This is a genomic window from Geobacter psychrophilus, from assembly GCF_056821595.1.
In genome coordinates, this window is record NZ_JBXDTU010000004.1 from 1,093,124 (window position 1) to 1,112,704 (window position 19,581).

Genomic DNA, 19,581 nt, shown 5'->3' on the forward strand with positions numbered 1-19,581 from the left:
CATTCAGTTTCAGATTTTATCATAGTGTGAATCCAACCGATCTCTCTTTGCTGGATTGGTGCCGTCATCGCCCGAATGCAGCTGGTGTATATCCAGTGATTGTTTTTTTACAGAGCTGTCGTTCTTCCTTAGTGATTGAAAGAAACCAGATCCCCACAATGTAGACAGGAAGCAGAAGCACTATCTCAGCAAAAAAGGCAAAAAGCGAATGGGGGGTGAAAACATTACGGACCAAAAAACATGCTAGGGTAAAAGGAATTACGGAGACAATGGGCCCGCAGTATGCGGATCTGAAGTATTCTGAAAGCCTAATATTTACTACCCTTGAAATAATAACCGGTAACACAATAATAACCATGATCAGATGGGGAATTGCGACCCCAAGGGCTGCGCCCATTAAACCCATATATTTTACCAACAAGATGCTCAAGACAACATTGAAAATGCCTTCAATGATTCTGCAATAGGCCATGAGGCGGTGCTTGTTGAGCCCCAGCAGAATACCGCTGATGGTGTAATGGGGTAGAGAGAAAAGGGTCATAACCGTTAATACGACGAGGATGTTTCCGGTGATATCCGAATATTCAGGCCCCATCCATAATCCGACGAACTGTTTTCCCAGAACTATATATGACACCCCCACTGGAAGACCTATAATTATTGAATACTTGGATCCCTTGATCAGAAGTGCGGTAATTTTGGAAGGATCATTTTTAGCGTCGAGTTGGCTGGTCAAGGGGCTGAAGGCCTGAGTTCCGGCCCATATGAGTTTTTTCATATAGTCGACGAGACTGGAGGCAATGGCAAAATAGGTAACTGAGGCGATGGGAAGGAAGATTGCGATAATGAAGTTGGAACTATAGAAAAATGCCTGTAAAGCAATACAGTTAAGAAAAACAAAAAAACTGTAATTCATGAGCATTCTATAAACTTCTTTCCCCCGGCCATACTTTCTAAAATCTAATTTGAAGAACAGCAGCCTTCTTGATACAAAATATACCGTGATATTCATGCAGCTATTGGTAAATAACTGGATCAGACAGATTGCAACTACTCCATACCCCTCGCTCAGAAAAAAAACAGTCAAGAGAGCCCGAACGATAGAAAGCACAATTGATATTTTGCTAAAAACATCATATCGTTGCAGCCCCATCAATATCCCGACAAAAACGTTGAAAACAAAAGTCAGGGCAATATCGAGACCTGTGATGAGAACGAGAATCTGGGCCGTGGAGGCTGTTTCTCTCGCACCATGGAACATCACCGGGAAAAGATATGCAATAAGGAAGGTAACCGCTATACATCCTATGAATACGGTGGAGTAAAGTTTCAGAGAAGCATTGATGATATCATTCAACACCCCTTCATCTTTTTTTTCATGGTATTCAGCTACATATTTAATAACGGAATCCCGCACTCCAAAATCCAGCAACCAGAGATACCCGGTAACTTGAGAGACGACTGCCCACACACCGTAATACGTATTTCCGATTTTATGGAGTATAAATGGCGCCAGAAAAAAAGAAATGGCCATGGCTATAGCCATGTTGGCCCAGTTAGAGAAGGCATTTTTTAGAACAAGCTTAACGTAACCCATAATGCCTTTCCATGTAGTTTTCTCATCCGGGTAATCATTGCCTGGGTCATGCAGTATCCATCGCTTATGCGCTCAAATGCGGGTTGATGGAGTCAAATGACAGAGGCCAAACTGTATCCATCATGCAGTTTCGTAAAAACTCATCACACAGGTGAACAAGGAATCGAGTCCTCTTATTATTCGAATTGTGTCCATGTCTTCGTGAATCGCGTTACAATCCGTGTCGTCTCATATAAGAATAGCAGGTAGACAGATCGGCCAATTCCGAATTAATCTTAACATTACTTAAATATTTGATACTACCCTCACCGGCGCAAATTGAAAATCTGTCAACAGTCTCCGTAAACGTCCCTCGGTCTTGTGGAGGTTCAGGTAGTGACGAAAACGGCTCTTGAAACCGGCATTTTTCATGCGTGGCTGCGTATGGTCTATCTCCCACGGATGAAGATAGAAAACAAAAGGGCGTTCCTCCAGGTTATTTATCCGTCTAAGCCCCCAACGGGTAAAAGCGTAGGGGAAGAGACGGAAATATCCGCCACCTGCTATGGGGATACTCTTCTCTCTGACTGAGAGTGTGGTTATAGGAATTTCAAGTAGTTGAATACTTTCATTTTCGCCCGGGAATGAACAGAGGCCATGCGTCAACTGGGATGAGAGTGAATCAACTGGTCCCCATTCGTTGTTCAGTTTTTTCGTTAACAAAAAGGGGTGTCTCGGCCAATCCGGAATCCCGTACAAATCGTGGCGAATAGGGAATACACTGGAGTCATAGCGGTATCCTGCATCATGAAGCTCGTCAAAGGCCCATAGCGTGTCCATGGAAATGGAGTAGCTCGGCGCCCGGTAGCCATGGACGGGTCCACCACAGAGATCCTCCAACAAGCTCTTGCTGCGCCGGATATCGTCTCGGAATTCCTGTCGTGACTGGGTGCAGACCCTCTGATGGCCGTAACCGTGGCTTGCCACTTCGTGCCCACGTCGTGCTATCTCCCGCACAAGCGACGGCGTCCTCTCGGCAATCCAGCCGAGAACAAAGAAGGTAGCTTTGATGTCATACTCGTCCAGTATGTCGAGAATGCGAGAGGTATTTGACTCTACACGAAGAGGAAAGCTGTCCCAATGGCTCCTGGACACACACCCTTCAAAGGCGGAAACCTGAAAGTAGTCTTCCACATCTATGCTTAGAGCGTTGATCATCGTCAAAATATTTTTCTCATTTCAACGACCACGCGGTTGGTATCAATGGCGCCTGCAGTTGAAGAGATATCATTGCGCTGGGTATCATAGGTGTAATTCAGGCTGAAGGTAAGATCCCGATTCAAGGCATAACTCAGACCGCTGGTGGCGTTTAAATGGTAGCGAAACCCATTGAACGAATTCAAATAGAAGCGTTCTGCGGTCGCAGCCAGACTGGCGGTAATGCTTTGAAAAACCTCATATCGCCCGGTTCCGCCGAACGTGAGTCTTCGCCGGTTTCCACCTCCGGCCTCTGTATCTTCAAAATCGGAGTAGGACGTAGACAAACCAACCATCCCTCGCTCAAGGATCTTTTCGAACCGTCCGCTGTAGCTGGTTACTTTGGTCGATACCGCCAATGGGTCTGCAGCGGTTTGAACCCTGGATTCAAGCGTTGCAACTGCAAAACTGAAGTCATGAGAGACACCTGCATTCCAGAATATGTAACTGGAATTGCCTCCGTGAATGAACTGCTGCCAGCTGTTTCCAAATTGGCCAAAGACAAACGACCTTTCAGCATATTCAAACCTGAAACCGGCTGAGAGGTCGTGTTTGGTATACCTGGTAGGATCTGAATCGAGATAGGTGAATCCATACCCCGCAGAAATACTGAGTTGGGAAGATATCTCATGGTTAAAATCGGCAAAGGCACCCTGCTCACGTCTTTCAATTCCATCTCCCCAGTAACGGACATCGGTATACCGATAGCCGGTCCTGAGAGAGTTGTCACCCCTCAAGCGCCACAGCAGATAAGGAGAAATAGTGGCAGTGTTCTGATCGGTCTGATTAAGAAAAAGGCTGCTGGAGGTGGCTGCGTCACGAGATACATCGAGTGTCACCCGGTGGTAGACGTCGTTGACATCAATGAACAGGAAATTATCCAGCAACGAAAGATTACCCCTCAATACCCCGTTGTGGGTATATTCATCCCCCCTGCTGTTGCGTTCATACCTGCGGTAATCGAAGTTATACCCAAGATCCCAATTCCAGAGTGGTGCTTGATAACGGGAGGTGAAGCCGGGCTGAATGCGGGTAATTAATTCTGTACGCTTGTTGTTTGTAACTTCATAGACGTTATCAGTCACCTCTTCACTGACCGCAAGGGAAGGTCTGAACGAGATGTCTGCAGCCGATACGGAGGGTGGCGACAAGAGCAGAGGAACTCCGGCCAGAAACCCGCTTACGCAAATACATGTTAACCCGTTTTTCATAAGATTTTTCACTTTCGGCGGGGAGAAATATCGACACCACCAAAGGCCCGCCAGTCGAAATCAGCTTTGGGCAACTCGTGCGTAACACCCTTTTCGGAGCTGGTTGCTCTGTTCCTAATTACTTCCATTTTTCTGCTCAATTCCAGAATAAGGGTATTGCTCTTGGCAACATGCGATGCCACAGTTGTCTGTAATGATTCAATACGGTCATTCTGGGCATTGAGAGCGCTGTACAGGGGAGCGGATATATTATGTTCCATCAACTCTATACGTCTTGAAATCTCAGCAATCATGCCCTGCAACTCTGTGGCTGATGAGAAAACGTTGTCCAGTAGCGGGTTCGACGTATTTACCATCCAGTAATGGTTTTCAAAGTCAAGGTCGCCGATAACATCCTGAACCATTTCTACAGATAGCGAGGTTGTTTCTTCTGCAAAAGCCAGAAACAGAAGAAAGTCACAGATTATATTGATAAGACGAGGAATCCCGCGACTATACCGGTAAATGGCATCAAGTGATTCCGGCTCGAAATGCACCGCAGATGAGTTGCCGGCGATCTCGAGACGGTGGCTGATATACTGTTCGACTTCTTCACGGTTAAGCGCCTGCAGATGGCAGTTGATATTTATGCGCTGACGCAATTGGCGGAGTTCAGAGGCTGCAAGTATTGTCCGCAACTCAGGTTGACCGACGAGTATAATCTGCAGCAGCTTGCTGTTGGATGCCTCCAGGTTGGAGAGCATGCGTACCTCTTCCAGCAGTTCAGATGAAAGATTTTGGGCCTCGTCAATAATCAGGATCGGCTGGTTGCCGGCCGCATACTGATCAATCAGAAATACGTTCAAATCCCTGATCAGGGTCACCTTGTCCTTTCCCTGAACAGCAAGTCCAAAATCTTCGTTAATCATTGCCAGCAACTGTTCCGACGTTACCCGGGTATTGAATATCATGGAAAGAACGACATGCTCGTAATGTTTATCCAGCAGGTTACGAATCAGGGTTGTTTTCCCAGAGCCTACTTCTCCGGTGAGCAGGATAAAGCCCGAACGTTCTCTGATGCCATAGTCCAGATAAACCAATGCCTTTTTGTGAGACTTGCTCAGGTAAATGAACTGTGGGTCCGGAAGCAGGTCAAATGGCTTGATCCGCAGATTAAAAAATGCTTTATACATATTTGCTCCGTACGTTCAGAGTACAATCAGGCATTAGTTTGCTGCCCACTGTCCCCATAGCCATAAGAGTAGTAGTGAGAATGGTTGTTATGGCTCACCTGTGATGCATCGTTATACACAACACCAATCAACTTGGAGGCATCCAGTGTATGCAGTGCCTCGCTTATGTTTTCCTGGGTCACTGCGCCCTCTCTGATAACGAACAGCACACCATCCGCCAGAGCAGTCAATGAACGTAATTCAGCAAACGGCAATACCGGTGGAGTGTCGATGATTATAAAACGATCAGGGTAACGGTTCTTTATTTCCGAGATAAACTCTTTCATCATCTGGGATGAAAAAAGTTCTACCGGATTTCTGAGCGGAGCTCCGGCAGGGAGAAGATTCAGTCTCCCGATGCCGGTTCTTATCAGCAAGTCGCTGAAATGAGCTTCTCCGGCAAGATAGTCCGACAATCCTTTTTCCGGCTTCAACCCGAGATATTCATGGATCGATGGTTTTCTCAGATCCGCATCTACCAGAAGCACGGTAAGGTCGTATTCCTGAGCAAGAGATATGGCAAGGTTCAAGGAAACAATACTTTTCCCTTCACAGCTGACTGAACTGGTCACCATGATGACATTCCTGAAGACATCCTGCTGGGCAAATGCAATAACTGCCGACTTTAGCTTGCGATACTCCTCGCTTACCGGGGAATGAGGATTGCACAAGGTGGCGAGAAGTGGATTTTGAATCGAAGGTTTGTTCTCGCTTCTGTCCATTGGCGGCAGAGGAGAATTCATTTGAATCGGCTTAAGAGAGACTCCTCCATCCTTCTCTTTAACCGCTTCGCTGCTGCCGCGAAAGCTCCTGAGCTGGGCAGCCTTTTCCATCGCTTTCTCGATTCTGCTCATTCCAATCCTTTCTCTGATAACTGCCAGCGATTTTTGTGGCTGCAAATCAACTCTTACCTATGTACAACTCACTTGCCCCTGGCCCTTTAGAGGGTAACCATCCTGATTATCATTTCAACTGGAGAGCGCCCGATAAATTCAAGCGTCAAAACAGCTAAAATCATGGTAAAGTACACTCCTGAAATGAGGTAGAGCCGCAGGTCTTTGCGTCGCTCATTCTCAAGTTCCAATTGGTCGCGGATTTTTGGAATAACCGCAAGCACCTGTATACCCAACGTTTTCAGTGTATCAACACTTTTAACCGACGTATCAAAGTAGTCGATGCCTATGAGCAGACCCAATCCTCCAGCCAGCCCCGCAGCGATTCCCAAAAGGATTATCCTCACCCGGTTTGGGCTGATCGGATGAATCGGCATTATGGCAGGCTCTACAATCCTGAAGGTCGTTGTTTTGTCCTGCACTTCCATCTGCTTGGATACTTCCGCCTGGCCCTGCTTCGCCAGCATCTGATCATACATAGTCCTGTAGCTGTTTCTTTCCCGTTCCAGTCGTTCCAGTTCGGATCGGGCAGCTGGATTTGTCCGCAATAGCACCTGACTGTTGGATAAATTAGACCGCTGGTTTTCTTCACTAATCCGGACCGCCCTCAGTTCGGCTTCAACTCTTTCAAGCTCCAGTGAATCGCGAACCGGCGCACCGGCCCCTGCCGGCCTTCTAGCTATTTCCTTTTGAGCCGCCTCTATATCAGCCTTGACCTTCATAACTTCCGGGTAACTGTCAGTATACTCCACCCGCAATTCTTCCAGTCTTTTTTGAAGTGCAACAATTTTGTCCCGCGAAGGATCATTTCGTTTTAACTGGTTGCGAGTGGCTTCAAGTTGGGAACGTCGCAGAATAAGTTCATCAAGTCTCTGTTGTCCGGCATTTATTTCTGTCTGGATTGCAGCCGGTTCGGCTGACAGGGCGGATCCGCTTCTCGAACGGACACTGGCAATATCTGCTTCGACCTTATCCAGCTTCTCTTTAATGGCCGCAGCCTGGTCGGAGAGAAAACTTGTAGCTCCATACGACTCCTCCCGTTTAATTGACAAGTTTTCTTCCAAGAAACGCCGCACTAACGCATTGACATAATCCCTCGTAATCAGAGGATTTTTATCAGTAAACGAGATGGTAATGAGACCCTCTTTTTCGTTCAACTGTAAATTGGTTCTTTTTCGTAAGCTTTCAATCGTTGATTCAAGTGCAGCATCATTCTGTTTTTGCAGATTCAGATCAAGTTCATCAATTATTTTTGTGATAAGTTTTCTGCTCTTGATGGTAGTATTCAACCCCTTTAAGGATTCTTCAACACCAGGGGTAGAGCCTCCCCCCCTGACAAGCTCGTTGAGAACGTTTTTTGACACGAATATGGTGCTTTTTGCAGCATATTTTTTCGGGAGTAGGAAACTCAATATTACAGCGATTGTCATGATAGCCAGAGCGGTGACAGCAAAGAGACGCTTGTTCGTTATGATAAGAAAAAGATATTTTCTATAATCAAATTCGTTCTGCATTAAAACATCCCTTCCTTGACAATTACATAATCACCCGGCTTAAGTTTTATGTTCTGGCTCAGGTCGGCGTCATTCACCAGGTCTTTCGCCTTTACCTCTATGGAGGTATCTTTACCGTTTTCCTTCCTGTATATCACCGTGCTGTTTTGTTTGGCAAATCGAGTAAAACCACCACACTCCAGAATAGCCTCCATAACGGTCATTCCGTCACGATATTCGATCGAACGCGGCGCTGTAACCGCTCCCAATACATATATATTGCTGTCAGGAAGCTGGGGGATGAATACGGCATCATTGGACTCGATGAGAATGTCCTCGCCGACCTCGCCATTGATAAAAAGCTTGGTAAAGTCTTCTTTAACCTTCTTTCCATTTCGCAGGACGTATGCTTTTTTAAAATCCGGAATCCGGCTGGATGCGCCGGCCGCCCCCCCGCCAGCTCCGGCTCCGCGGGAAGTGGCGGCAGCTGAGGAGCCACCAGCTCCCACGGCAGGGGAAGGCGTTGTACCGATTGTGCAGAGCAGTTGAAGCAGGGTTGTGCGCCGGTTGAGATCAACTACACCCGGCTGTACGCCACTGCCGAAAATATAGACCCGGCTGTTTGTAATTTCACGAACCGTAACGGTGACTATCGGATTTTTAACAAGTTCCTTGAGTCGTTCGGCAAGATCCAACTGCAGCGCCTTGGGCGTAAATCCACTTGCAACGACTTCACCCAGCCCCGGAATTGTTATTTTCCCATCCGGGCGCACCCTGACAGTGCTGTTCAAATCTCTCACACCCCAGACAGCGATATCAAGTCCATCGCCTTCACCGATGACATAATCACCGGCAGTCGAAGTTAGAGGCATCAGCAAAAGCAGAGCTAGAACCAAAAATATTTGTTTCATATGCATCGATCTCTCCAAACCTCGAATGTGATACTAATTTGCCAGTATCAAGTTGTGTAACCGATATCAGTTATCGCCCGCCAAATCCAAAGAGGACGACTTTGATGGTTTCAAGAAATATAAGTGTATCCAGAAATGGCCCAATGTTTTTTATGTAGTAAAGATCGTAACGTAATTTCTCTACAGCGTCCTCAACTGAAGATCCATAGGGATAGCGGACTTGGGCCCAGCCAGTCAAGCCTGGTTTGATAAAATGTCGTTTCGAATAATAAGGAATGACCAATTTCAGTTTTTCCACAAATTCAGGACGTTCCGGACGCGGACCAACAAAACTCATTTCTCCCTTTAACACATTGATCAGCTGAGGAATTTCATCGATCCGTGACCCCCTGAAAAACTTGCCTAGTGCTGTTATGCGCGGATCATTCTTTTCAGCCCAGACTGCTCCGGTTCCCTTTTCTGCATCCTGCCCCATGGTCCTGAATTTATAGAGGTTGAACAGTTTTTCTCTGTTGCCAACTCGCTCCTGCCTGAAAAATACCGGCCCGGGAGAATCAAATTTGATCGCCAGAGCAATCAGCGGAAAAAAAGGAAGCATAATCAGCAAACCTGAACAAGATAAGACAATATCGACAGTTCGTTTGCAAATACTGAGAATGGTTGTCTTATTAAAACCATTGGAAAAGATGAACCAACTGGGCGTAATCGATTCCAGCATGAGTTTGCCCAGGGCAAGCTCATAAAAAGAAGGGGCATCCATGATTTGAAAACCGTTCAATTTGCAGCGGAGAACATCCCTGAGAGGGAAAACACCTCTTCTTTCGGAGAGCGCCACTACAATGACATCCGCCTGAGCTCGAATTGCAATATCCCGCAGGTTATCACAATTCCCGAGAATAGCTTCTTGAGGGACCTCTGCTTGAGCAGTTTCCGTAGCATTGTCTCGTGAGTCGATGTTACATGAGGCATACCCCGCCAATGTGAAGTTGCGCTTGCTGGAACAGATTATCCCGCCGATCTGGGAAGCCAGAGAACCGGTTCCGAGCACAAGTATTCGCTGAGTGAATCGAGGTATATTTTTTCCAACCAGATAGAGAACGTGCCAGCAGAATTGGAAAAGCACCATAACACAGAGAGATAACAATAATATACCGCGTCCCAGCATGACATCCGGATCGAGGTAATATACCACCGAAAGCAGGAAAAACGATGTTACTGCACCGAATATGATATTGACGGCAATTTCACGCTTTTTTACATTTTTACCTGGATCGTAGACTTCCATCAAGTGTGACGAGAACAGTACAACAACAACAAATATCGCCATCGTGTAAATCGTGGTAGCATCAAGAACCAGCCGGTGCCCTTCAGAGGGGCTGAATCTCAACACAGCTGCTGCCAATAATGCCGCAATTGCAAGAAAGGCATCCAGCACTATGAGAATGGTTGCATTAAACTTCATATTTCCACTCGATTATCTTGACAGTTCAACGACAAGTGACTCTGCTGTTTTCTTTTCTGGGAAATCACCCAACGTCACAGCTTTTTTCAGAAATTTAAGTGCATTAATTTTATCACCAGACTCTTTGTAGGCAAGTGCAAGATGAAAAGCTACTGCAGGGTTGTTCGGCAGAAGATTGAAGGCTTTTTCCAATACTTTTCGGGCTTCTTCCCCTCGATTATTTTTCAGCAAAGCAAAACCAAGTGTGTCCAGCACTCCGGCATTGCCCGGATCTTTCTTGAATGCTGAAATGGCCAGTCGAAGGGCCTCTTCTTTGGTTCCGTGCCCGGAAGCGCACAGATATGCCAGATTGTTCAGAGCAGGTACGTAAGCATCGTATTTTTCCAACACAGTTCTATATTTGCTGATCGCTTCTTTCGTTTTCCCGGTCTGCTCAAGAAGTGCCCCTTGGGCAAAGAGCGCTGGCACATAATCCGGTTTCTTTCGACAGGCATCGTCATAAGCAGTCATTGCACGAGTATAGTCCTTGGTTGCCTCGTATAAATTGCCCACATAGACTAATGCCGGAGCATTATTTATGTCTGTCCTGATGCCTTTTTTCACCTCGTTAATGGCCCGGGAATAATCCTTTTGGCTTTCGTAAATTGACCCAAGCACCATATAGCCACGAGCCGAACTCGGGTACTTTTCTATGGTTTTCTGGGCCAGTTCAACGGCTTTGGCAGTATTTTTCATAGCAATATAGGTGCTGATTTTTAACGCCACTCCGGCCTCGGGATTTAATGCTTCCAACTCATCGTAGACCCTTAGCGCCTCCTTGTATTTCTTTGCATCAACGAGCAAACGACCCTTCTTCTCGAGGACTGCAACATTTCGCGAATCGATTTTCAACCCATCATCCAATATCTTGAGCGCATTGGCTGTTTCGTTTTTTTTAATGTAATAATCAGCTTTAGCAATAAATGCAGCAGTCTGTTTCGTTTCTACGGCCTTCTGATAGTACACGAGCGCTTCGCTCTCATTGGCCACTATTTCATTCAAACCGGCAATACCCAGCATGGCACCTAAGTTCTGTGGATCATTGCGTAGCAATGCTGCGTACTCCCCGATCGCTTTTTCGTATTTCCCGTTTGCGGCAAAATATGTAGCTAAATTCTGGTAGGAGGCTGGAAAGACCGGGTCCATCTCTTTGGCTTTTTGAATACTCTTAAGACCTTCTTCCTGTTTATTCTGGGTGAAATATACCGCAGCGATGCCATTAAGAAGGAACGCATCACTTTTTTTACCGGTCAAACCTGATTTAAGAATTGACAGCGCCTTATCGCCCTTTCCTGATCTGAGATGGTACGAAGCCAGCATAAATCTGCTACTTACAGCATCGGGAGCGTATTTTACCGCAGTTGCAAGCTCAGACTCACCTTCGACATTCTTTCCTTTACTAAAGTAATACATTCCTTTTTTCATGTAGGAGTCTACAATTTTAGGATCGATATTTGTTGCTCGGTTGAACTCGCGTATGCCTTCTTCAAACAAGCCCTTAGACATGTATGCGTTTCCCAGTAAATTATGAGCAACAGCATCCTGATCGTCAGATTGCAGCACTTTTTTGATTTCAGCTATCGCATCATCTACTCGCTTCTGTGCGAGCAGAATCATACCTGTCATCAAACTCGCCTGACGAGACCCAGGGGCATTATCAAGAATACTGCGAAACTGGCTCAGGGCGCTTTCTAGTTCTCCGCGATTAAAAAAACACAGGCCAAGGAAATGGTAAGCCTCTAGAGATGGTGCTATTTTAATAGAGTTCTGCAAATAATTCATTGCTGCAGCGTAGTTTTTCCTCTGATAGCTCACTAATCCTTTTAATCGCTGTCCGTCTGCACGTTTCGGAAAGCGCTTTATCAAATCATCGGCTAAATTGTCAGCTTTATCCAATTCGTCCAACTCAAGATAAATGATACCTGCTTTGTAGGCAGCAAGTGTTTCAGAAGCATTATTTGCTAAAATTGTCTTATAAATTTCAATGGCCTTATTACGATTACCAGCCTTTGTTTCCATTGCGGCCAGCATATAAAAAGGTCGTGGATTTTTGGGATCAGTCTTAATTAGCTCATCCAAGAGAATAACTGCTTTCTGCTGTTTTCCGGCAGATATATACACTGAGGCAAGTTCTAGTTTTAATTTAGGTCGAAAGGGATCTGTCTCAATAGCTTGCAGCAGATAACTTTCTGCTATATCGTGTTGATTATTAATTGCACTGGCAACACCAAGAATTTCAAGACCATCTGCACTGCCAGGATGCTTGGCAAGATATTCCTCGCCAAGCTTGAACGCAGCATCTGCTTTTTTGGTAGTATTATAGACGGCTGCCAGCTCTAACAATACTTCGTCGCGCGAAGGATTCTGCTTAAGTACCTTGTTAAACTCCTTTTCTGCCTGTTCCAGTTTTCCCATTTTCGCGTAGGATTTTGCCAACTGAAAGCGGGCATCCTGATAGTTTTCATCCTTCTCCAGAGCACTCTTAAACAGCACTACCGCTCCGCCCGGGTTTGCAGCCTGTAACTGTTTGAGTCCTTCCGTATACAACTCTTCTTTAGTCTTGCCTCCGCAAGCAGAAACAGTAATCAGAATTATCAATGCAATAAATATATTATACATAGCGACTTCACTCCGAAGCAAAGCAAAAGCTTTTATTATATGGTAAACTATATTAAAAAAAGTTACCCGTTTCTACAATGATTTACAATATTTGTAAAGAACTAACTTCTGGTTAAATACTTAAAATTGTAACTAGTTATGCCTCTTCAGCTTATCCATGAGCAACTTCTTCAGCTGGACTGTCGGCTTTAGACAGTCAACAACTAAGCGATTAATATTGTTGATAATTGTTTTTTTACAACACATCATGTACTCGCTATTCGATCCAAATGTTTTTTTCATTAGTCACAGCCATTTTTTTCATATTTGCAATCTTCAGATAAGATCCGAGACAGTTATAATTTTACCGGACCTTGAGACATTTACAAGATTTCAAACAGCAAAAGGCGATCTCAACGAGATCGCCTTTTGCTGTTGTGAATGAGGATTGAACCAATTAATATTTAAATAAGTTTTATCGCCTGTTGAGCAAATTGGAGTATCACTGAAGGCACAATACCAGGAATCAGTGAACCGAATACAGAGATAGCAACACACAGTGCCATTGGGGCTGTGACCTGCATCCAGTCAAACTCTTCTGTAGAATCTTTCATATACATAAACACCATGACGCGCAGATAATAATAAACCGATGCCGCACTATTAAGAACACCGATAATAGCAAGCCAAACATAGCCCTTCTGAATTGCCCCGGAGAACAGGTAGAATTTACCTATAAAACCAGCCGTGGGGGGCATACCGGCCAGTGAGAATAGAAAAATTGTCATGGCAGCTGCCAATACAGGGTGCTTAACTCCGAAACCGGCGAAATCCTGAACATTGCCGTTGGTCTCACCCTTTTTGCCAATCAGAATGATAATTGCAAACGCACCAATATTCATAAAGGCATAGGACAACATGTAGAACAGAACACCTGCCGAACCGGTTCCGTTTCCGGCGGCAAAACCAACCAAAGCATAACCGGCATGAGCAATAGAAGAATAAGCGAGCATGCGTTTGATATTGTCCTGACGCAATGCAGTGATATTACCAACCGTCATGGTTACAACGGCAAGAACCCAGAGCACTTGACTCCACTCAACCTGAAGTGTCGGCAACGCGACAAGAAAGATTCTCATTGCGGCTGCAAATCCAGCGGCCTTGGGACCGGCCGACATGAAAGCCGTCATGGGGGTTGGAGCACCCTCGTACACATCAGGTGTCCACATATGGAATGGCGCGGCAGCAACCTTGAATGCGAATCCGGTCAGCATGAGCAGCATACCGGCTACAAGCATGATATTGGACGAAGGCAGGGTCATTTGACCTACAGCCACGGCAATCTTTGCAATGCGGGTTGTACCGGTAGCACCGTACGTCAACGCCATACCATAGAGCAGGAAACCAGTGGAGAAAGCCCCCAGCAGAAAGTATTTGAGTCCGGCTTCGTTCGATTTGATATTGGCCCTGTTGAATCCGGCAAGGACATACAGGGATACTGACATGACTTCAAGACCCAGAAAAATCGTCATGAGGTCGGTGCCAGATGCCATCAGCATCATGCCAACCACGGTAAAAAGGATCATTGGATACAACTCACCGTGATTGCAACCTTCCCTTTCCATATACTGATCTGATATCAGAATAGCCAGTCCAGCAGCGATCAGAAATATCATCTTGAAGAATGTAGCGAAATTATCGAGTACAACCGAGCCACTGAAACTCTCGATATACCCTCCCCAACCTGCTCCCACAAGCACCCCAGCCGCTACGACCCCGATGAAGCTGATGTAGCCCAGGTAGGACTTCTGACCATTAGGTGCAAACACATTGATCAGCAGCAGTGCCATTGCCAATACTGAGAGAAATATCTCCGGCAGGATCGGCGTGATGTTGAAGGCTGGTAAAGTAATCATGTCCATCTAATATATCCTCCGGTCGGATTGACTCGTTTCTTACTTAGCGTCGTGCGGGTTTACAGCCGGTGCAGCTTGAGGGTCAGTAGCCTGCTGAGAGGCAGGATTTCCGGCTGGAGCCGACATTTCGTTCCCTGTGGGACCAGCAGGCATGCCTTGAGCGGCTGCCGGTTTTTTCGGCACATTCATCGATGCAGGTCGAACCTGAGAGACAAGCTTTTTGACAGCCGGTTCCATTTTATCGATGAACGGCTTAGGGTAAATACCCATAACAAATATCATGATAACAAGCGGCACCATGATGCCGATCTCACGTGCATTCAGATCCAGCAGTTTCTGGTTTTTAGGATTATCCAGCTCACCGAACATAACCCGCTGAAACATCCAGAGCATATAAACAGCCGACAGAATAACACCGCTGGATGCTATGATTGTCCACCAGCGCAGCTCGCTTTCAAAAGCGCCAATCAGAACCAAAAACTCACCGACAAATCCGTTGGTACCCGGAAGGCCGATAGACGAGAACGTTACAATCATAAAGATCGTCGCGAAAACCGGCATCTGCTTGGAAAGCCCGCCAAAGTCTGTAATCAGACGGGTATGGCGACGTTCGTAGATAAATCCCACGATAAGGAACAGTGCGCCGGTGGAAACTCCATGGTTGATCATCTGCAACATGCCGCCGGTAATGCCTTCAACATTGAATGCAAAAACACCGAGCATGACGAAACCGAGATGAGCAACCGACGAATATGCGACCAGTTTTTTTACATCTTCCTGAACCATTGCAACTAGCGCGGCATAGATAATGCCGATAACTGCAAGGGTTGCGATGTGTGGTGCAAACTTATGGGCAGCTTCAGGGAAGAGCGGTATAGCAAAACGGACATAACCGTAGGTACCCATTTTCAGCAGGATTGCGGCCAGGATGACAGAACCGGCTGTAGGAGCTTCTGTATGAGCATCCGGCAACCAGGTGTGCAGGGGAAACATCGGAACCTTGATAGCAAAAGCAAGTGCGAAAGCCAGGAACAGCCAAACCTGAGTTCCTAAAGGCAACTGAAGATTAAAGAACTGAAGTAGGCCAAAGTTTGTGAAGCCGGCTTCCAAGCCTTTGAAATAGAGGAAGATCAGAGCTACCAGCATCAGCAACGAACCGACCATGGTATAAATGAAGAACTTGACTGCTGCATAAATCCTGTTCTTCCCACCCCAGATACCGATCATGAAATACATCGGGATCAGCATTACTTCCCAGAAAATATAAAACAGGAACATATCCAGAGATATGAATGCCCCGAGCATGCCGGTTTCAAGCAGGAGCAGCAAGATCATGTACTCTTTGACTTTTTCTTCCACTGCAGTATAGGTCGACAGAACGGCAATCGGCATGATGAAGGTTGTCAGCATGACCAGCCACAAACTGATTCCGTCGATACCGATGTTGTAGCGCATTACAAATGGACCGGCAGCAATCCAGGGGATATTCTCCGTAAACTGAAACTCCGCATTGCTCTGAAAGCCTAACATGATCGGCAGCGATACGAGGAAGGTTGCCACAGTGACAGCAACAGTCACCCCGCGCAGCATACTCTTGCTGTCTTTGGGAATGAACAGCAACAGTAGGACACCCAATATCGGCAGGAATGTCGTCAGGCTCAGTAGGTGGTTACTCATGAATTCGTGCTCCTTTATACAAAGTGCGAATAATTGGTTACTTGAATACGTAGTAGCCCAGCATCACAACAACGCCAAACGCCATTGACCAGGCATAATTGTGAACCATTCCGGACTGCATGTAGCGGAATATACCGCTGAATCCCATGACAACACTGGCTACTCCGTTAACAACACCATCAATAACCAGTACGTCAAAACCCTTCCAGAGGAATTGGCCAAACGACTTGCATGGATTTACAAATACGTAGTCGTACAGTTCATCAACATACCATTTGTTGTAGACAACACGATGCAGTGCCGGAAAGGTCGCAACGAATTTGCCGGGCAGCTCGGTATTTTTAACGTACATGGTGAAAGCAATGCCAATTCCGATAATAGCGATCAATACTGAAAGCCCCATCAAACCCCATTCAACAGCATGGCTTGGGTGTGCACCTTGATGAGCATATTTAGCACCATACTCTGTAGCCAATTCGAAAACAGGCTCCAGCCAGTGTTCGAAGTAGTTTGGCAACATTCCAAGGATTTTGGGCATACCGATGTATCCGCCTACAGCAGCCAGGAAGCCAAGAACCATGAGAGGAATGGTGATAACCAGAGGCGACTCATGTAGATATTCCTTGACCTTGCTATTGATGCGGCATTCGCCGTAAAATGTCATGAATACCAACCTGAACATGTAAAAAGCGGTAAAACATGCTGCTATTGCGCCAATACACCACAACACAATATTCAAGTCACCGTGTAATGGATTGGCAAAAGCCATCCAGAGGATCTCGTCTTTGGAGAAGAAACCTGATAAGCCGGGAATACCTGCGATTGCAATTGTTGAAATTAAAAAGGTCCAGAAGGTGATCGGCATAGCCTTCCTGAGGCCACCCATGTTGCGCATATCCTGGGCATCATCGTGAAGATGACCTTTATGCAGTGCATAATGCATGGCATGAATAACTGAACCGGACCCGAGGAACAGGCAGGCTTTAAAGAACGCATGGGTCATCAGATGGAAGATACCAGCTGTAAAAGCTCCTACGCCCATCGCCAGGAACATGAAGCCAAGCTGGGAAACTGTAGAATATGCCAGTACACGTTTGATATCGTTCTGAGCGGTACCGATAGTAGCCGCAAAGATAGCTGTAGCGGCACCGACAACGGCAATCACCATCATAGTTTCAGGCGATTTGATGAAAACGAAACTCATCCTGCCGATCATATAGACACCGGCGGTAACCATGGTGGCTGCGTGAATCAGAGCAGAAACGGGTGTCGGACCTTCCATGGCATCCGGCAGCCAGGTGAACAGCGGTAGCTGTGCGGACTTACCAGTTGCACCAACAAAGAAGCACAGGCCAACTACAGTAACCACGCCACCATACGGAAGGAGGTGCGATGCAGCTTTAATCTCAACAAAATTTATGGTCCAGATATTGTGGTTACTGCCGAACCACCAGTAAAGGGTAAAAAGTCCAAGTAAGAAACCGAAATCGCCGACGCGGTTCATGACAAATGCCTTCTTGGCTGCGTCTCCGGCAGATTTTTTGTGGAAATAGTAACCAATCAACAGGTACGAACACAGGCCAACACCTTCCCAACCGATAAACATGACCAGCATGTTGCTGCCAAGCACCAGCAGCAACATGGACATGCAAAACAGATTCAAATACGCAAAGAAGCGGTAAAAACCTTCTTCACCATGCATGTAACCGATTGAATAGAGGTGAATCAACGAACCGACTCCGGTAACAACCATGATCATAATGCAGGAGAGCGGATCAAGAAGGAAGGCCATATCAGCCTTGAAACTGCCGCAGTGAATCCAAGGGAAAACTACTTTCTCAAAGACACGTTGCTCTGGTGAAAGGCCGATCATCTCAAGGAGAATCATGCAAGACACAATGAATGACGAAAATATCGCCAAGGTGCCGATTGCACCGATGACCGCTTCATTCTTGATCTTTTTCCCGAAAAACCCGTTGATCAGGAAACCGACGAGCGGGAAAAATGGGATCAACCAAACGTAGTCAAACATGTAGGACTCCTTTATAAATCATTAAACGTTGTTTGCCTTGATTACTGGTGGTTACCATTTCATCAGATTCATATCATCAACATCGATAGACTCTTTGTTATTGTAGAATGCAATCATCAGAGCCAGTCCAACAGCAGCTTCTGCAGCAGCCACGGTCATGACAAATACGACGAACACTTGTCCATCCAGGTTGCCTAGATGCCGAGACAGCGCAACAAATGTGAGATTAACCGCATTGAGCATCAACTCAATACACATGAAAATTACAATGGCATTCTTGCGGGTGAGTACGCCAATCGTTCCGATGGAGAAGAGGATTGCACTAACGATAAGATAACCGTTCAGATTTTCCATGAATATGTCCCTCAGTCTAGATTTTTTTCTTGGCTAGCATAACTGCACCGACAATAGCAACAAGCAACAGGATGGATGTAACTTCAAATGGAAGCAGGAAGTTTGTGAATATTTCCCGGCCGATCAACTCGGTATGTCCCAGTTGTTTGAAGATATCACCTGTTAGCGGGCCGTTAGGAAGTGCGACTCTACTCTTGAACAAGATCAGTGCAGTATTGAGAAGCATGAAAAAACCCATAATGCAGCCCAGTATCACACTGTGCGCAGTGTTTTTTGAAGCGTTGACCCTGATATTAAGCAGCATGATAGTGAACACAATCAAAACCATGATGGCACCTGCATATACCATCACCTGTACGGCCGCTAAAAAAGGTGCATCTAACATGACATAATAGGTAGCCAGACAGAAAAATGTCAGTATCAAAGACAAGGCACTGTTAATCGGATTCTTACAGCTGATTACCAGTATCGCCGACACAATGGCCACCAGCGAGATAATTAAGAAAAAGAGGGTTTCCATGCACTGCTCCTTTATTTCTTTTCTAAGAGACGTTCCTTGGAGTAGACAAAGTCCTCTCGTCGGTAATTGGCCAACTCAAACTCACTCGACATCCTGATGGCATCCACAGGACAAGCCTCAACACAGTAGCCGCAGAAAATGCAGCGCAACATGTCAATCTCATAAACAGCCGCAAACTTGTCGTGATTGGCATCCTCACCAGCTTCAACAGTGATGCACTTGGCCGGGCAAACCGTAGGGCACAGATAACATGCCACGCATTTTGCCTTGTTGTGGGACACATTGAGAGCGTGCAGACCTCTGAAGCGGGCTGCGACCTTGGGCCGTTCATCCGGATATTGCAGGGTGATCGGCTTTTTGAACATATGTCCCAGCGTGATTTTAAGGCCGTTGATGATCGGCACAAACGTCTTGATCGGATTCATGTTTCC

At 46.1% G+C, this 19,581-nt stretch carries 15 protein-coding genes; all 15 read right to left on the reverse strand.

The window, feature by feature from the left end; all coding sequences use genetic code 11:
* Positions 1–64: 64 nt before the first annotated feature.
* Positions 65–1,597: a lipopolysaccharide biosynthesis protein gene (locus ACOCF6_RS07405; protein ID WP_482459749.1), complete on the reverse strand. Its 1,533-nt coding sequence runs from the start codon at positions 1,595–1,597 to the stop codon at positions 65–67.
* Between the two features lie 285 nt (positions 1,598–1,882).
* Positions 1,883–2,794 (reverse strand): XrtA system polysaccharide deacetylase, encoded by a 912-nt coding sequence (locus ACOCF6_RS07410; protein ID WP_482463288.1) that lies wholly within the window; start codon positions 2,792–2,794, stop codon positions 1,883–1,885.
* A 2-nt stretch (positions 2,795–2,796) separates the two neighbouring features.
* Entirely contained in the window at positions 2,797–3,984 is a 1,188-nt protein-coding gene (locus ACOCF6_RS07415) for a TIGR03016 family PEP-CTERM system-associated outer membrane protein (protein ID WP_482459750.1), read from the reverse strand.
* A 68-nt stretch (positions 3,985–4,052) separates the two neighbouring features.
* A complete protein-coding gene (locus tag ACOCF6_RS07420; RefSeq protein ID WP_482459751.1) occupies positions 4,053–5,216 on the reverse strand; it encodes an XrtA/PEP-CTERM system-associated ATPase in 1,164 nt (387 codons plus the stop codon).
* Positions 5,217–5,242: 26 nt separating this feature from the next.
* Positions 5,243–6,109: an XrtA-associated tyrosine autokinase gene (locus ACOCF6_RS07425; RefSeq protein ID WP_482459752.1), complete on the reverse strand. Its 867-nt coding sequence runs from the start codon at positions 6,107–6,109 to the stop codon at positions 5,243–5,245.
* A gap of 86 nt (positions 6,110–6,195) precedes the next feature.
* On the reverse strand, positions 6,196–7,662 hold the full coding sequence (locus tag ACOCF6_RS07430) for an XrtA system polysaccharide chain length determinant (RefSeq protein ID WP_482459753.1): 1,467 nt from the start codon (positions 7,660–7,662) through the stop codon (positions 6,196–6,198).
* Positions 7,662–8,552 (reverse strand): polysaccharide biosynthesis/export family protein, encoded by an 891-nt coding sequence (locus ACOCF6_RS07435; protein ID WP_482459754.1) that lies wholly within the window; start codon positions 8,550–8,552, stop codon positions 7,662–7,664. The genes ACOCF6_RS07430 and ACOCF6_RS07435 overlap by 1 nt, the downstream gene beginning before the upstream one ends.
* A 70-nt stretch (positions 8,553–8,622) precedes the next feature.
* On the reverse strand, positions 8,623–10,014 hold the full coding sequence (locus tag ACOCF6_RS07440; protein ID WP_482459755.1) for a TIGR03013 family XrtA/PEP-CTERM system glycosyltransferase: 1,392 nt from the start codon (positions 10,012–10,014) through the stop codon (positions 8,623–8,625).
* 12 nt (positions 10,015–10,026) lie between these two features.
* Positions 10,027–12,672: an XrtA/PEP-CTERM system TPR-repeat protein PrsT gene (prsT, locus tag ACOCF6_RS07445; protein WP_482459756.1), complete on the reverse strand. Its 2,646-nt coding sequence runs from the start codon at positions 12,670–12,672 to the stop codon at positions 10,027–10,029.
* A gap of 443 nt (positions 12,673–13,115) precedes the next feature.
* The gene (locus tag ACOCF6_RS07450) at positions 13,116–14,573 is read right to left on the reverse strand and encodes an NADH-quinone oxidoreductase subunit N (RefSeq protein ID WP_482459757.1); all 1,458 of its coding nucleotides are present in this window, start codon (positions 14,571–14,573) and stop codon (positions 13,116–13,118) included.
* A 33-nt stretch (positions 14,574–14,606) separates the two neighbouring features.
* Positions 14,607–16,244 carry an NADH-quinone oxidoreductase subunit M gene (locus tag ACOCF6_RS07455; RefSeq protein WP_482459758.1) on the reverse strand — a complete coding sequence of 546 codons (1,638 nt, stop codon included), beginning with the start codon at positions 16,242–16,244 and terminating at the stop codon, positions 14,607–14,609.
* Positions 16,245–16,281: 37 nt separating this feature from the next.
* Positions 16,282–18,276 (reverse strand): NADH-quinone oxidoreductase subunit L, encoded by a 1,995-nt coding sequence (gene nuoL, locus ACOCF6_RS07460; protein WP_482459759.1) that lies wholly within the window; start codon positions 18,274–18,276, stop codon positions 16,282–16,284.
* Between the two features lie 51 nt (positions 18,277–18,327).
* Positions 18,328–18,630 carry an NADH-quinone oxidoreductase subunit NuoK gene (gene nuoK, locus ACOCF6_RS07465; protein WP_482459760.1) on the reverse strand — a complete coding sequence of 101 codons (303 nt, stop codon included), beginning with the start codon at positions 18,628–18,630 and terminating at the stop codon, positions 18,328–18,330.
* A 16-nt stretch (positions 18,631–18,646) separates the two neighbouring features.
* The gene (locus tag ACOCF6_RS07470; protein WP_482459761.1) at positions 18,647–19,150 is read right to left on the reverse strand and encodes an NADH-quinone oxidoreductase subunit J; all 504 of its coding nucleotides are present in this window, start codon (positions 19,148–19,150) and stop codon (positions 18,647–18,649) included.
* An 11-nt stretch (positions 19,151–19,161) separates the two neighbouring features.
* Positions 19,162–19,575 carry an NADH-quinone oxidoreductase subunit NuoI gene (nuoI, locus tag ACOCF6_RS07475; RefSeq protein ID WP_482459762.1) on the reverse strand — a complete coding sequence of 138 codons (414 nt, stop codon included), beginning with the start codon at positions 19,573–19,575 and terminating at the stop codon, positions 19,162–19,164.
* Positions 19,576–19,581 lie beyond the last annotated feature (6 nt).

What these genes read in the sequence shown, in the direction of transcription:
- ACOCF6_RS07435 (WP_482459754.1), bottom strand. Translation starts at nt 8,552, where the DNA reads ATGAAACAAATATTTTTGGTTCTAGCTCTGCTTTTGCTGATGCCTCTA.
- nuoI (WP_482459762.1), bottom strand. Translation starts at nt 19,575, where the DNA reads ATGAATCCGATCAAGACGTTTGTGCCGATCATCAACGGCCTTAAAATC.
- ACOCF6_RS07470 (WP_482459761.1), bottom strand. Translation starts at nt 19,150, where the DNA reads ATGGAAACCCTCTTTTTCTTAATTATCTCGCTGGTGGCCATTGTGTCG.
- ACOCF6_RS07440 (WP_482459755.1), bottom strand. Translation starts at nt 10,014, where the DNA reads ATGAAGTTTAATGCAACCATTCTCATAGTGCTGGATGCCTTTCTTGCA.
- ACOCF6_RS07430 (WP_482459753.1), bottom strand. Translation starts at nt 7,662, where the DNA reads ATGCAGAACGAATTTGATTATAGAAAATATCTTTTTCTTATCATAACG.
- ACOCF6_RS07455 (WP_482459758.1), bottom strand. Translation starts at nt 16,244, where the DNA reads ATGAGTAACCACCTACTGAGCCTGACGACATTCCTGCCGATATTGGGT.
- ACOCF6_RS07410 (WP_482463288.1), bottom strand. Translation starts at nt 2,794, where the DNA reads ATGATCAACGCTCTAAGCATAGATGTGGAAGACTACTTTCAGGTTTCC.
- ACOCF6_RS07420 (WP_482459751.1), bottom strand. Translation starts at nt 5,216, where the DNA reads ATGTATAAAGCATTTTTTAATCTGCGGATCAAGCCATTTGACCTGCTT.
- ACOCF6_RS07405 (WP_482459749.1), bottom strand. Translation starts at nt 1,597, where the DNA reads ATGGGTTACGTTAAGCTTGTTCTAAAAAATGCCTTCTCTAACTGGGCC.
- prsT (WP_482459756.1), bottom strand. Translation starts at nt 12,672, where the DNA reads ATGTATAATATATTTATTGCATTGATAATTCTGATTACTGTTTCTGCT.
- nuoL (WP_482459759.1), bottom strand. Translation starts at nt 18,276, where the DNA reads ATGTTTGACTACGTTTGGTTGATCCCATTTTTCCCGCTCGTCGGTTTC.
- nuoK (WP_482459760.1), bottom strand. Translation starts at nt 18,630, where the DNA reads ATGGAAAATCTGAACGGTTATCTTATCGTTAGTGCAATCCTCTTCTCC.
- ACOCF6_RS07450 (WP_482459757.1), bottom strand. Translation starts at nt 14,573, where the DNA reads ATGGACATGATTACTTTACCAGCCTTCAACATCACGCCGATCCTGCCG.
- ACOCF6_RS07425 (WP_482459752.1), bottom strand. Translation starts at nt 6,109, where the DNA reads ATGAGCAGAATCGAGAAAGCGATGGAAAAGGCTGCCCAGCTCAGGAGC.